We start from the raw sequence: 13578 nt of genomic DNA, 5'->3' as shown, positions 1-13578 counted from the left end.
CTTGGCTAAGATTATTCCAGATATTAAAAAAGCAAAGCTTTCCAAGCAGCCGCCTACGGAAGGTGAGATTTTCTTACTAAATTACCTTCAAGACAATTTTGATCCGGATGCTGAGGTTTACTTCCAACCCTGCTTTAATGGCGAGCGTCCCGATGTCGTAATAATCAAAAAAGGAGTTGGCGCTATTGTTGTTGAGGTCAAGGACTGGAATCTTGCCAACTACAGTGTTGATACGAAAAATAAATGGCACCTGGCGAAAAATCAGACTCTATTGAGGTCGCCTTTTGCTCAGGCGTTCTCCTACAAGCAGAACCTTTTTGAAGTGCACACAAACGGTCTGCTTGAAAAAAGCATGGCCAGCGAAACTTTTTACGGCCTAATAAAGGTTCATGTGTACTTCCACAATGCTACAAGAAATACGATTGCAGCATTTTATGAGCCCGTAATACGTGAGCTGCGAAGTGAGTTGGACGAAAATCAACAGGCATTTCGCGAGCAAAAGGTCGGGTATGAGCCGTATGAGAAGAAGCGGCTCTACCTTGCCAACAAGAAGAAACAGCTTGAACGTGATGTGGGAACTGTAGCGATTACACGAGACTCGCTGAAAAAAATTGCATTCGCAGGTGGCAAGCAAAACCCTCAGTTCGAGGAGGGCGTATATACAGAGCTCATGCGCTTGCTGCAGCCGCCATTCCACTATGCCAATGAAGGCAAACCCATTCCTTATACAAAGCCACAGGAGCGGCTTTCCGAGAGCTCAGTGGGTGACCGAGTTAAGATCTGCGGAGTAGCAGGATCCGGTAAAACCTCCGTCCTGGCGAAGCGTGCTGTCAATGCCCACAGGCGACATGGCGAGCCCGTGTTGATACTCACATTCAATTTGACACTTCGCATGTTTATCAAAGATAAACTTAATGAGGTTCGCGAAGATTTCAGCTGGGGGGATTTTCATATCCTCAATTATCACAAATTTATTAGCGCTGCTCTAAATAGCGCCGGAATCGATGTGCAGGTGCCAAAGGGCTTGGTGGATCCCAGTGCGTACCTTGAGGAGCATTATTATTCGAATGAGGCTGTTCTAGATTATTATGCCGCTGATAGGTACCAAACCATCCTCATCGACGAAGCTCAGGATTACAAGCCTGAGTGGCAGAGGATCATAAGAAAATACTTCCTGGCTGAAGACGGTGAAATGGTTCTGTTTGGGGATGAAAAGCAGAATATTTATGAGCGTGCAGTCGATCAAGAAAAAAGAGCAAATGTTATTTCCGGATTCGGGCGTTGGCAGCGTTTGTCAAAGAGCTTCAGGTACAAACAGGATTCTCCAATTTTGCGATTGGCTGTTGCTTTTCAAGAGCAGTTTTTGTCAGAGAAATATAATTTTGATGGGGATGACTCCTATCAGAATACAGCCTCTTTATTTGGGGTGAGTGCTGTCGGAACTTGGTCTGCGGATAAATTGCGCGATGTTGCTGAGATTATTATCTCTATCGCGAAGCGAGAGCGCATTCATCCGAATGACATCACCATTGTGTCGTCAAAGGAAGATGTGCTGAGAGGGATTGATTTTTTTATCAGAAATGGCCCTCTGCATCAGGAAAGGACGATCACGAGTTTTGCCTCTAAGGAAGATGTTGAGTGGGTCCGCAGCAAAAGGCTTGGCCCGGTGGAGGAAAGAAAGGAGCTGCGCCGGTTAAGTTCAATTCGGAAGCAAGGATTTAATCTGAATAGCGGAGTAATGAAACTCTCGACCCTGCATAGTTTCAAGGGCTTTGAATCGCCTACGGTATTTGTCCTGGTAAATGATTTGGATGGACCGGAGTTGGTGTACACAGGGTTGACCAGGGCAAAAGAAAATATTGCTGTATTGTTACCAAGCGGCAGTCGATATTTTGATTTTTTTACCAGATATCTAGATGACGTCAGTGGTTAGGGGTTAGTGACATTGGGTACACTCCACTATTTGTTGGTTTTGTGTTAGGGGTGGTTAACGCTGAGCAACCTGCTAGATGAGAAAGCTGCGCAATTTCATAATAACCCTAGGGCTCCTGAGAGCCCCGTAGCACTGACTCAGATAACCTTGTTCCAATGACGCTTGACTGTGGCAATACCAAGCTGTAGTTCAATCGACACTTCGTTCTGTGTCATGTCCTTGGCCTTCAGACGTTGCACAGCGGCTGTTGTGTCCAGAGCCTCAGGACGGCCGAGCCTCTTGCCTTCAGACTTGGCACGTGCCAACCCAGCTTGTGTACGCTCAATCAGCAAATCACGTTCGAACTCTGCTACAGCACCCAGCACTTGCATTGTCATCTTGCCCGCTGCACTGGTGAGGTCTACACCACCGAGAGCGAGGCAGTGAACACGGATACCACTCGACTCCAGATGCTCAACTGTGGCGCGTACATCCATGGCGTTACGCCCCAGCCGGTCAAGCTTGGTGACGATCAGCACGTCTCCAGATTCCATACGATCCAGTAACCGTTGGAAGCCGGGGCGCTCCTTGGCCGCGATGCTACCTGAGATTGTCTCTTCCACTACGCGGCTCGCCTGTACATCGAAGCCAGCGTTCTTCACTTCCTGCAACTGGTTCTCTGTGAACTGGTTGGATGTGGACACTCGTGCATAAAGGAAGATGCGGGACATGGCGGCTGGCTCCTTGGTGTCATTTAACGTGGCATCAGCGTACCAAAGGATCATCAATTCACAAAGTATATTTTTATGATGCTTAATGCCGCGTATCTGGAACGTGTCGTTTAACGACCGGTTGATGATGCCCTGATATCCTCAGGTTCAGCCACGCACGGAATCGATAGAGAATTGGTAATGAGCACTGCACTGGAATATTTAAGACCTGTCAGCAAATCGATGATCATGGACTGCGTTCAAGGCGCGGGTATTGATGTCCAGGCATGGGGGTTCAGGAGAAAAGACGGAAAGCCTGTCGCCCAACCTCAATCAAATGGTGGCTACTGCTATGAGTGGTCTTTCCGCAGCGATGATAGAAGCATATTGCTGTTGTGCATCTGGTTCGAAGGAATACGTATCGACAGCCAGGGACGGGTTTTTTTTGCCGAAAACTTGAGGGCGTACGCCGAGACGTTGATTCAACAGCTTGAGAAAGACCCAAAAAACAAAAATCGAACGATCAAAGATCCACGTATCAGTCGTGCACAGCATTTCAGCACTACCGTCCAACTGGCCTACATGAATTCGACCCCCGTACGGGTAGTGATAGTGTCGGGGCCCGTTCGTGAAAAGGAAGATGAAGGATCAGAGCATGATCGAGCGATTGGGCGTCAATTGGATGATCAGCAATGGTTCGTCGAGTCGTTTGATGATGATACTGGGGCGTTCGTATTGCTTCGCGGCAATCGCAATCAAGTGAGTGTCAGTCTCCGAACAACTGATGTTGAGGAGATTCCCGTTGAGTCGGGCCTGGGTATGATCAGTGATGCAGCCGTTAGAGATCAGTTTGTTACTGATGAAAGGCCTGATACGTATACCTATGGCGGCGTGCAACGTTATCGTGATCCAAGTGTTCGTCGGCGGGTATTGGAACGCTCAGGAGGTGCCTGTGAGCTCACGGAGGTTTCCGGGTTTCTGATGGCGAATGGCGGTGTCTATCTGGAAACCCATCACATCATTCCACTTTCAGAGGGCGGCCCTGATACAGTTGAGAACGTCATAGCCTTAACTGCGGATGCCCATCGCCAAGCCCATTTCGGCGTTGATCGGGATGAGTTGCGGGTACGCTGTTTGGAAATCGTTGCAGGTCGAATCGGGCGCTAGGACGAGCTTCAGATTTGCGAGGATGTCAGTTCCTTTACTCAAAAGGACGCACACCAGAGCGGACAGAAGGGCGCCAAACAAAGGCTGCACATCTTTCCCAAAGAGTTTCTTAGGGTTGGTGTGCAAACGTGGGCCAGTGTGCCTCTGGCTCCACGGAGTGCGTTTTGCGAAACAGATTCAGTCGGCACACTTCTACAGTTATTCGATAAAGGCCAGTTCGCGCTCGAACATCTCATAGCGGTCTTCCATAGCCATCAGCGTTGCCACCACACACTGCGTATGTTCGGTCTTCAGGCGAGTGTAGGTTTTCCAGTGCATCCCCTTGGGTTTGACTCCGTCACCGTTGAGGATGCCAGGCTTCCAACCCAGCTTTTCCCGGATTCTGTCGGCACGATGCATAGCATTATCACGGAAGCGGCATCGCTGGCTTGGATACGCCAGCTTGTGACAGTGCCGACAGGCAAAGACTGATCCGCCGAACAGGATCGCCACCCGTCGCCCGCAATTGTGCCCAGGGCAAATAAACCATGGCCGCCGCCCACCATAGGTGCAGTCTGTCCATTCCAGAAAGACGGGATACTCCACCGTTTGCCATTCGTCGCCACTGATTCGGGTTCGGTAGTTGAGAGTTACTTGCTCAGCCTTTACCTGAATTTGGATGGAGCCGACTTTTTCGCCATTGAGCGACCAGTACCTCTCGACGATCCTGCCCGGTGAAAACAGTCCATCACGCTGCAGGCGACGAACATCCAGCGCCTGCATGTCGTCTGTGGTGTCCTTGCCAACCTGTCCACACCCGCTACCCCATCCACCCATTTTCTCTCCCAGGGATTTGTCGAAATCATTTGGCAATTTTCAGTGAAGTTTTCGTCAGGACTGACTGAGAACCATGTCCCTTCTAGCCTTGTGCCGATTTTGGTGATGTAGGAATTCATGTGCCGCGCAGGTCTTTCAGCTTCAAAATCATGGCAAGTGTTCGTTCAAATTTACGATCAAGGTGCGTTTCGTAGCGGTTTAGCTTCTCCAATAGGTTGGCTTGCAGCCCTTTGCCCAAGATTTGCACTTTGATTGCGGGGGTAAATGCGGCTTCTTGCAGCGTGCGGTCGCAGAGCGGCTCCAGCGTTTCGCGGATGAATGCGGTCAACCCTTCGGCAGTTGCCGGGTGGACCCCTTCCTCAACGTGCCCGTCCCACCAGTCTCGGGACTCAGGGATCAGCGCACGCCGGGCTTTGGCGTAGGCATTCGGCCCACCCTTGCGAAGTATCGAAGACGCCTTTTGGGTAGCAGCAAGGTCGAGTTCGGCTTCATGTTTGCGTTCGGCTATTTCATCCTGGGTTGAGTCCAATAGCTCCCGCAGGTTGGCACTCTCACCTGACAAGCCACGCTGAAAAGGCGCCGCTGACGGCATAACCGACTCCGGGCTATTTACGGCAGTGTTCAGCCCTTCGTTGATCTTGGCACCTTCAGCCAGTAGCACCCGCCGTTTGCGCCAGATGATCGTGGCCAGCTCTTCGATCAGGTGCCGCTCGGTCATGCCCGCTGGCCGGTGCTCATCGATCAGTGCTGCCAGGAGATCATCAAACTCGGCATGATTCTCATGTGCCAGTACCGCCAGCTTGGAAAGAATGCCGTGCTTCACGGCGTTAAATCGTACTGGCTCATAGTTGCCATTCGTTGCTGCCGCTGGCACTTGGTCGCGGGTTATCAGCATCGCTTCGTTGTTTGTTTGCGCGGCAATGGTTCGCATCAATTAGTCCTCTGTTTAGCTTGTCTTGGCCAGCGTTGAGACGGTGTCTATCTGTTGAGTCCGTGCGAAGGTCCTGTCTGTTCGTTATTGGGGCGGATCACGGAACGATCGGTTAATCCATGCCGAACTGTGCCGGATTGAATTTGCTACTCGCTCAGGGTCGGTGCCGGCCCACTCGATCAGGCCGTGCGGTCCGAGGTGTTTTTCTTCCAGTAGTACGACAGGCAGCACGCCCAGCCGGCGCGCAACGTGTGGCAGCTAGGTGCATGACGGGGTAGGTGGCGGTGTTGGCGCTTCGAGCGTGCCGGCCAAGGCCATGGCGACCTCCTGCTCGGATAGCCAGCGATTGAAGCCGGGCACTGCTAGGATGCGCACAGTTGTGATGTCGAATGCGGGTCGCTCCTTGCCAGTGACGCCACACTGGATAACGTCTCCATTATTTTTCACCAGTAGCCACAACCAGGCGCTGGCCTGCCTTGGAACGCTGGCGACGGTCAGTGAGGCGATGATCTCGGTCTTGTGCACGATCAGTTCTGCTAGCAGCGAGGCCGGCGGCTGACCCTGAGCGTTAAGCTCAAGGCCGGCTGTGCTGAGCGTCATTGTCACGCCGGCATCGGTGACGCGACGGATCAGGTCAGCGATGGTCATATTGTCATGCACCACTGGCCGGAATCATCTACTGGCGTAGGTGGCGGCGAATTTGGCGAATCCGGCGAAAGCGCCCGGTTTAGCTGGTTTTCGCCGTGGCGAGGGAGTGGCGAATCGTGGCGAATTTCTTGGTCCGGGCGTGCGACATGATCTTGGGTGGTGGCAGTTTCGCCACCGTTCGCCATGCTTTCGCCAATCACCGCGACAGGAATGACACCGCTTTTCGCCGGAGTCGCCACATTCGCCACTTCATCGGTAGGCTTGTGCGGATTGATCTCGAATTCCTGTTTATCCCCTGCAGGAAAAGCCAGCCATCCAGCTGCAGTCAGGGTATGCAATGCCCCGCGTGCCTTGGCTGTCGAGCGGAACTTGCGCGGCCCGCCCTTTAGAATGCCCGTCACGCTGCGTATGGCAGGTCGAGCCTGCAACCAACCCAGTAGCTCAAGTGCCTCGCGGTTGTTGTTTGACTCTGCTGCGTGGTGGCCGAGGTACCGCGCCCATTCCTGCAAGGAGTGCTCAACGATCTCGCAGGCAGCTTTCATAGTCTGCTCACTGATCTGCTGTTCGCCCTCGAAGAGAGCGAACACAGCAGCGACTCGACGCGCCAGTTCACCGCTGCGGCTGGCAAATGGCTTTAGCGGTCCACCGTATTCGCCGAGGCTGCCTTGTTCGATTTCGACGCGGTTGTAGAACTTAAGCCATCCGTTTTCGGCGCCGGGAGTTAGTTCGATGACGGGGGGTGTTACTGCGCCATCTTGACCAGCGAACGATTTCATTCGAGCGATCTCTTCGCAGCGCTTCCAATAGCGTTGCACTGCCGGGTCGCTATAGGCGCTGTCCTTCATCGTTTCAATGGTCATTAGTCGTGTACCGGCCAGCGAGGGTGCGGCGCTCATCAGAAAGCGCGGCAAGAAGCCTTGCCCTTGCAACAACGGATCATTTAATGCCTGCCGTACTGTGACCTCCTGCGCCAGCATGTGGACGCTGAAACGACGGTCATAGGCAATGCCGTTGCCGAACTCGCCTACCCGGTCACGCTCGGCTCTGCCGTTGTCGAACAGCTTGACCAAGCCGCCCAAGGTGGCCGCGATGGTGTCGGACTTCATACTGTGCCCGCCGAGAATGCGGCCGCCTTCATCGGTTGCCCACATGGCCGAAGGCATGCCCTTGATGAAGTCCCCGGCGATACGCTCGAAAGTGGCGTCGGTGTACAGGGTGCGTGGATCGGATGGCGGCGTGACGCTTTCTTTGAACTCTTGCAGCGCCTTACCGTTCAAACCCTCCTGCATCTGGCGAATCTCGGCAATAGCCAAAGCATACTCATCTCGCGCGGTGCGCTCGGCTTCCTCGATGACTTTGAAGGCCAGTCGGTAGCATTCGGTCTTGCGGTCACCGGAGCCGGCCAGGGCCAACTGAAACAGCGCGCAGGGCATCCCGTCCGGATTGTGAAGGTGTGGGGCGTTAATGCGCGTCTGTACCAGGTAGGCGGCAGCTGCTATGGCGCATTGACCGGCCAGTACCTCCGGGGCGGCAACGTGCTTAGCAATAGCGCGCACGGCATCGCGCATGATCGACGGCAAGCTGTCGGTTGGGTAAGGTTTGGGTGGCGGCTCGGTTGGCAGCTGATCGGGCACGCGCCATTCGGTGATGGGCTTCTGCACTTTGGTCATTAGTGACTTTTTCATTTACGACCTTCCAGCCATTGGCGCAGGTCGTTGTAGTCACTCAAATACAGCGGCGCATACGCCGGCCAGCTCGGAAAGGTCACCCCGCAACCGAGCATGGCAGCCGCGTGAATCGCAGCCGCTTTGCCTGTATTGACCTTGCCCTCGGCCGCCTTGCTGCGGTCATCGTCGCCGCCGACGATCAGTACGGCCTCGGGATACCGCCGTTGCAGCTCCAGGCCAGCCGGTAGCAGGTTGCCAGAGCTCATGGCGGCGGCGACCGGCAGGCCGGTTTCCTCGTGGAGCGTGGCGGCCGTGGCAACCCCTTCTACGATCAGTAATTCGCGGCTAACTTCAATGTGACCAAACGGACAATAACAACCGGCCATCCGTGCATCTTTCTGGTTCCGTTTTTCGCCGTCGGCGGTGATGAACTGGAGCGAAACCAGCTCGCCGCGCCAATAGATTGGAATCAGCAGTAGCTTGCCAAGCTGGCGCAGGTGGTGCGGCTTGATGCCTTTGCGCATCAGGTAGGGAAAGTCCGGATCGGCAGCCTTGGCCTTACCCCACAGAAGCTGAGCACGTGCGGCGGACTGCTCCCACCTGGCCTGTTGCTCGATCTCGTCCTGCTGCTGCCGATGCTGTCGCAGACGGGCGATGCGCTGGCGCTCAATCTCGTCTTGCAGGTGGTCATGCTTATGCGGGTCAGCGTTGAAGGCGATACCGAGCTGCTGAGCGATCAGCCGGGCGGCCTCCATCTGCCGGCAGCCACGAAGGTAGGCTAGCAGCGATACAAGGTCGCCACCTTTGTCGCCGCAGGCGAAGTCGTGCCAGGTGCCAGTCATCATGTTGATGCTGAACGATCCCGGCTTGCGGTCGCCGCGTACAGGGTTGATCGGCCAGTACTCTTTGCCGCGGCGCTTGCCGTCCGGTAGCCAATCGGCAAGTAGGTTTTCAGCCACGGCCAGGGCTGCGTGAGCGATGCGCTGAATCTCGACATGAAAGGCCATCACTGCAGACCCTCCGTTGCTTGGTGAATCGAGGTCTTTTTCATTCGGACCACCACTCGCATAGCGATGAGAGTGGGCACCCACTCTTGAACCTCGCACAGCTGGCGTGCGTTGTGTGCGCCTAGGAATAGATAAGCAGCAGCGGCGGGCAGCCTGAACAGGTAGTGCCGGCCTGATTTTGGGTACGGCTTTGCCGCCCCGGACGAGTTGCAGGGTTGGTTATTGTTCAAGGGGTTAGCTCCTGACGATTGACAGGCGACGGGCTGGTTCGCGCCGCACCAGCATCTTCAGCACGTTGCGTGCGCGGCGGTGCTCACTCTTTGGTAAGCCGTAGCGTTTGGCTGCTTTGTACTCAGGACGGAGTGCCTTGTTCATTTCAGGCGACCTCACCGGTATGGCAGGCAGTGCGGCGCACCATGAACTCGGCCAGGACTCTCGGTCGATACCGCACCAGGCGGCCAACCTTGATATAGGGCAGGTTGTAGCGACCAGTTGAGCGCCAGACAGACAGCGTCCCAGGCTTTACTCCAATCGCAGCGGCGGCCTGCTTGTCGTCCAGATACGGCGGTGGTTTTTTTGGGTCAAAACCGAGGGCGGCGAGCATCTCGGCCTCCATGGTTTCGATCATGGCTTCGATGTTTGCGGTGTGGGTGTTTGGCATGATGTAGCCCCGTAAAGGTGAAATTTAACGGGCTCTCATCAAGCCCTGTAAATGCAAAAGCATTTCGGGCATTGGACGTTAACTGGCGAGGTTAAAAAATCCCCCGCCCGTTACGCTTATGGGATTAAGCGTTACGTTCGGGGGGGATTTCGGGGACGGCCACCTTTTCGGGCATACTCAGGTGCAATGGGCTTTATCCATCCATTGATAGTGTTTACGGTATCCGGCAGCCCTTTCGGGCCTTTTACAAAACCCTCTGCACTAAGCGCTCTGTAAATTTTGTCTGCCATCTCTGACGTCTTGATTTCACGGGCCTCATCGAGGCTCCAGAGCTCGGCTGCAATGCTCATTGCGCGATCCTTAACATCAGCTTTGCTTTGATTTTGCGCTGCAAGAGGGGCAATCCGGCGTCGCTCACTTTTAATCTTTTGGCCATGACAGAAAACAAGTTCGCCGACCGCCGCTACTAGCAAACAGGTGAGGCTTTCTTCTATTTCACCCCGGGCTTCCGGGTACTTATGAATGACGCCTTCGATCATAGCGAAACCTTTCGCTACACCTTCCTTTGTTGTCTTTTGTAACTCGCCGTCTTGAGATGCACCTATGATTTGCGACATTGAACGCAACATTTCTAGACGGCTTTCGGGCTCAGAAGTAGTAGGGCTAGAAATGGAGAGGCCCTTAGTGAACCCGAGAACAGCAGCTCTTGTTTTTCGGTAAGTTGGTGTGTCTAGTGGCTCTGATTTCTTGCTCATTCTCTCGCCTCCGGGCGCGCGCATCTTGAGTAGATGGCAGGCCTCGCAGCTAGTTACGACCAGCCGAAACGGTTAGACGCTTTTGACCGCGCCTTGAATAATGGCTGCTTATTTTTGAATGCCGGCGGCCTGCCCCATTGCGGCTGTAGTGTGAGTCAGCGCCTCACGAATCGGGTCGATTGCAAGGTGTGCATATTTAGCCGTAGTCACTGTCGTGGTATGACCTAGCAACTTGCCAACCATAGGAAGCGAAACGCCCTGGGTCACTAACCAGCTCGCCGTTGTGTGGCGCAGGTCGTGAATATGGAGGTCCGGCACTGCGTCCATATCCAACTCTTTAGCAAATGCGGCGACCACTGCCTTCCAGCTTTGACGTATGTCCGTCAAGTGGCCGGTACTGCTTGTGCTTGACGGGAAAACCCACTCTTTACTCACGCCTTGACGACTTTTAAGAATCTCCACCACCGGTGGAGCAAGAGGAATCGTCAGGATTTTTTTGTTCTTATGATGAGCGCTGCTAATAGTCCAGATGGCAGCATCTAGGTCTAGAGCCTTCCACGTCATAGCTTTTACGTTTCCAGAGCGGGCGCCCGTGAACAGACATAGTCGAATCATGTCGGCGGCGTCCTGATTGCCTACAGAGTCAATCGCTTTGAACAACGCTGGCATTTGCGAAGGCTCAATCCATTCCTCACGATTGCACTCGTAATTGTCTTTGATGCCTGACCAGGGATTGCTCACCTTAAGCCCGTGACGTTCAATCGCATGATTCCACATGGCTCGCGCCAGGCGCTTTACATGATTGGCTTCCACTGGCCCACTCAGCACTGTCACGTCGCGAAAAATCTTGCTCGCCAACGTGGTACTGATTTCGCTTACTCGCCGGCTAGCCTTCGCCTTCAAGTGGCAGTCATATAGACGCTGGTCTTTCTTCCAGCTTCGCTTAATTGGCTGCTCGGGATTTGGCCCTAGTGCGCGTTCAGCCTTCCAAATGTCCCAAACGTCACCAAGGGTCAGCTCGTGCTTTTTGGCGAGCGTGTTAGCACGCACACTATCGCCCGCGTTTAATGTCTTGAGCTTGGTTCTGGCCTCAGCACGGGCTTGCTCAACCGTCATACCGGGGAACGTGTTAAGCCGAATGAACTCGGTATTCCCTTTACGGCCCAAGCCGCTGACACGACACACTACATAGAAGGTCTTGCTACCGGCTGGGGTGACGCACAGGGCTAGCCCCTGCGTAACGGCATCTCGATACCAGACTCGCTTTGCCGTTGGTACGATTCTGCTCAAAGTGGTTTTGCTGAAGTCGAAACACTTTTCTTGCGATTTCAAACGACTTCCCCCTAGTGGTCTGTCAATCACCGGTCAATCACCAAAGGTGGCAAGTGATAGGTTTTGATAAAGGGAGAATATGCCTAGACCCCATGCAAAACAAGGGTTGGTAAGTTTTTATAAAGCTCGGTAAACCGTACAAAAAGAGACTTAAAATCCCCCGCTCGTAAGGGCGTGCCGGTTCGATTCCGGCTTCGGGCACCATGAATATCAAGGGCTTGCGTGAGATACCTCATGCAGGCCCTTAGTTTTTTATTGCCGCAATTTTTGAATCTTGCCGCAATTCCTGTTTTGTCGACGTCACTTTCTTGCCTTTCCGATTGCGGATGTAGTGCTTGGTCATCACGGCGGTGGTGTGGCCCAGTTGGTCCATCGCCTCTCGAATGTTTCCAGTCGACTCTTCCTTATCAGTAGCTGCTTTTGCCCGCGAATCGCGCATTTGGAATTCGGCCTTGTCGATCCCGGCTTTCTCCCTTGCCAGATCAAATCTCCCCTGAGCATTGAATAGGTCAGTGGTTGTTCGCTTCAAACCGTTTGAGTTTGAAGAGGGGTAACAAGTCTCACATGGTGAATACCTTTTTCGAGTGAGTGGCCGACTCTGCGTAAAACCAGAGGGCCGGGGTCTGGTCACCCAGTTTAGGGGGGGCAAACAAAAGGTTCTTCACGGAATCCCGGGAAACACAGAAACAAGAACGCCGATTTGATTGATGATGTTCGTGCGAGCAAACACATCTAACAAACCGGCGTTCTTATGCGTGATATTAATACTTTCCTTCCCTTTTGGGAGGGCTTTTCTGTCGTTACGATCAAGCCCGATGGCGATACGCTACAGATCGACCTGATGCCTCACGCCACCCGGTTTCCTTCCTGTGGCGGCTGCCAACAACCGTGTTCAACCACGCATGAGTACTGCCAGCGAGTCATTCGTGATTTGCCCATTCTCGGCCGAGCAGTGCGCCTCAGCGTGTTGCTCCGACGTGTCGGGTGTCGCGACTGTGGCAAACGCATGGAAGCGGTCAGTTGGCTGGATCGCTATGCCCGCATGACACGCCGCCTGGCCGAGGCCGTCATTCAAACCTGCGAGCGCCTGCCCACAAAACACGTGGCTCAACTGTTCGGGCTGCATTGGGACAGTGTGCGGTTGCTGGAGCGTCGAGCCTTGCAAGCGGCGCTGAGTGTTTTGCCAAAGGCGCAGCCACGGCGCCTGGTAATGGACGAATTCGCGCTGTTCAAAGGTCATCGTTACGCCAGCGTCGTGCTGGACGCCGATACCCGGCGAGTGCTGTGGATTGGCGAAGGTCGCAGCCGTGCGGCGATCAGGCCATTCTTCGAAGAGCTGGGCCCAGAGGGTTGCGCTCGCATCGAAGCGGTGGCGATGGACATGAACACCGCTTTTGACCTGGAGGTTCGTCAGCACTGCCCAAAAGCGCGCGTGGTCTACGACCTCTTCCATGTGGTGGCCAAATATGGCCGAGAGGTGATTGATCGAGTCCGCGTCGATGAAGCTAATCGGCTACGTCATGACAAGCCTGCCCGAAAGGTCATCAAGCAAGCGCGATGGCTGTTGCTGCGCAACCCGCAGAACCTGAAAACGCCGGAGCAACAGGTGCGTTTGGAGGATCTGCTGGCGGCCAACCAAGCGTTAATGACGGTCTATTTGATGAAGGCTGAACTCAAAACGCTTTGGACACCGAGCACCGCCTGGGGCTGGCGATCAGCCTGGCAGCAATGGCTGCGCCATGCGCATGAAAGCGAAATACCGCCTCTGATCCAGTTTGCCAAACGACTGAAGGGTTACTGGCGGGGCATCGTCAGCCGGGTTCGCTGGCCGATGCATACGGGCCAGTTGGAAGGCATCAACAATCGAATCAAGGTCATCAAGCGGATGGCGTACGGTTACCGGGACAGCGAATTCTTTTTCATGAAGATCAAGAGCGTCTTTCCCGGTAATCCGTGAAGAACCAAACAAAAA

Annotated in this window: 12 protein-coding genes and 1 pseudogene; 3 read left to right on the top strand and 10 right to left on the bottom strand. The window is 54.1% G+C overall.

All coding sequences use genetic code 11. The features are described 5' to 3' along the window. Position 1: 1 nt before the first annotated feature. The gene (locus AC3IX1_RS15370; protein WP_489384804.1) at positions 2-1933 is read left to right on the top strand and encodes a nuclease-related domain-containing DEAD/DEAH box helicase; all 1932 of its coding nucleotides are present in this window, start codon (positions 2-4) and stop codon (positions 1931-1933) included. A 137-nt stretch (positions 1934-2070) separates the two neighbouring features. Here AC3IX1_RS15370 and AC3IX1_RS15365 read toward each other — a convergent pair whose 3' ends face one another. Beyond that, a complete protein-coding gene (locus tag AC3IX1_RS15365; protein WP_489384803.1) occupies positions 2071-2643 on the bottom strand; it encodes a recombinase family protein in 573 nt (190 codons plus the stop codon). 180 nt (positions 2644-2823) lie between these two features. On the opposite strand from AC3IX1_RS15365, the gene AC3IX1_RS15360 reads away from it, so the two are divergent. Further along, entirely contained in the window at positions 2824-3789 is a 966-nt protein-coding gene (locus AC3IX1_RS15360; RefSeq protein ID WP_489384802.1) for an HNH endonuclease, read from the top strand. Between the two features lie 198 nt (positions 3790-3987). Here the strand turns inward: AC3IX1_RS15360 and AC3IX1_RS15355 are convergent, their stop codons facing one another. The 9 genes and pseudogenes from AC3IX1_RS15355 to AC3IX1_RS15315 form a co-directional block, all read right to left on the bottom strand. Beyond that, positions 3988-4551, bottom strand: coding sequence for a hypothetical protein (locus tag AC3IX1_RS15355; RefSeq protein ID WP_489384801.1), 564 nt, complete (start codon positions 4549-4551; stop codon positions 3988-3990). 169 nt (positions 4552-4720) lie between these two features. Beyond that, positions 4721-5536, bottom strand: coding sequence for a hypothetical protein (locus AC3IX1_RS15350; RefSeq protein ID WP_489384800.1), 816 nt, complete (start codon positions 5534-5536; stop codon positions 4721-4723). A gap of 258 nt (positions 5537-5794) precedes the next feature. Beyond that, positions 5795-6184, bottom strand: coding sequence for a hypothetical protein (locus AC3IX1_RS15345; RefSeq protein ID WP_489384799.1), 390 nt, complete (start codon positions 6182-6184; stop codon positions 5795-5797). Continuing rightward, the gene (locus tag AC3IX1_RS15340) at positions 6181-7869 is read right to left on the bottom strand and encodes a DUF3987 domain-containing protein (protein WP_489384798.1); all 1689 of its coding nucleotides are present in this window, start codon (positions 7867-7869) and stop codon (positions 6181-6183) included. The genes AC3IX1_RS15345 and AC3IX1_RS15340 overlap by 4 nt, the downstream gene beginning before the upstream one ends. Beyond that, complete coding sequence (locus tag AC3IX1_RS15335) at positions 7866-8858, bottom strand: CHC2 zinc finger domain-containing protein (protein WP_489388752.1); 993 nt, start codon at positions 8856-8858, stop codon at positions 7866-7868. Before AC3IX1_RS15335 ends, AC3IX1_RS15340 begins: the two co-directional genes overlap by 4 nt. Before the next feature lie 376 nt (positions 8859-9234). Further along, complete coding sequence (locus tag AC3IX1_RS15330) at positions 9235-9519, bottom strand: helix-turn-helix domain-containing protein (RefSeq protein ID WP_489384797.1); 285 nt, start codon at positions 9517-9519, stop codon at positions 9235-9237. A gap of 131 nt (positions 9520-9650) precedes the next feature. After that, positions 9651-10274, bottom strand: a complete 624-nt coding sequence (locus AC3IX1_RS15325) for a hypothetical protein (RefSeq protein ID WP_489384796.1) — start codon at positions 10272-10274, stop codon at positions 9651-9653. 108 nt (positions 10275-10382) lie between these two features. Next, on the bottom strand, positions 10383-11606 hold the full coding sequence (locus AC3IX1_RS15320; protein WP_489384795.1) for a tyrosine-type recombinase/integrase: 1224 nt from the start codon (positions 11604-11606) through the stop codon (positions 10383-10385). 244 nt (positions 11607-11850) lie between these two features. After that, a pseudogene (locus AC3IX1_RS15315) lies at positions 11851-12125 on the bottom strand (site-specific integrase); the annotation flags it as partial. 232 nt (positions 12126-12357) lie between these two features. Between AC3IX1_RS15315 and AC3IX1_RS15310 the strand changes: the two are divergent. Continuing rightward, positions 12358-13563, top strand: coding sequence for an ISL3 family transposase (locus AC3IX1_RS15310; protein ID WP_489384767.1), 1206 nt, complete (start codon positions 12358-12360; stop codon positions 13561-13563). Positions 13564-13578: the final 15 nt, after the last annotated feature.

It is taken from the genome of Pseudomonas sp. KH_046_2 (genome assembly GCF_057838985.1).
The sequence above is the reverse complement of the archived record's forward strand: the minus strand, read 5'-3'. Positions and strand labels throughout refer to the sequence as shown.

Bases quoted from the DNA above. Each gene is read 5' to 3' on its own strand.
- AC3IX1_RS15310 (WP_489384767.1), top strand. From the start codon at position 12,358: ATGCGTGATATTAATACTTTCCTTCCCTTTTGGGAGGGCTTTTCTGTC.
- AC3IX1_RS15350 (WP_489384800.1), bottom strand. From the start codon at position 5,536: ATGCGAACCATTGCCGCGCAAACAAACAACGAAGCGATGCTGATAACC.
- AC3IX1_RS15355 (WP_489384801.1), bottom strand. From the start codon at position 4,551: ATGCAGGCGCTGGATGTTCGTCGCCTGCAGCGTGATGGACTGTTTTCA.
- AC3IX1_RS15365 (WP_489384803.1), bottom strand. From the start codon at position 2,643: ATGTCCCGCATCTTCCTTTATGCACGAGTGTCCACATCCAACCAGTTC.
- AC3IX1_RS15325 (WP_489384796.1), bottom strand. From the start codon at position 10,274: ATGAGCAAGAAATCAGAGCCACTAGACACACCAACTTACCGAAAAACA.
- AC3IX1_RS15335 (WP_489388752.1), bottom strand. From the start codon at position 8,858: ATGGCCTTTCATGTCGAGATTCAGCGCATCGCTCACGCAGCCCTGGCC.
- AC3IX1_RS15330 (WP_489384797.1), bottom strand. From the start codon at position 9,519: ATGCCAAACACCCACACCGCAAACATCGAAGCCATGATCGAAACCATG.
- AC3IX1_RS15340 (WP_489384798.1), bottom strand. From the start codon at position 7,869: ATGAAAAAGTCACTAATGACCAAAGTGCAGAAGCCCATCACCGAATGG.
- AC3IX1_RS15360 (WP_489384802.1), top strand. From the start codon at position 2,824: ATGAGCACTGCACTGGAATATTTAAGACCTGTCAGCAAATCGATGATC.
- AC3IX1_RS15345 (WP_489384799.1), bottom strand. From the start codon at position 6,184: ATGACCATCGCTGACCTGATCCGTCGCGTCACCGATGCCGGCGTGACA.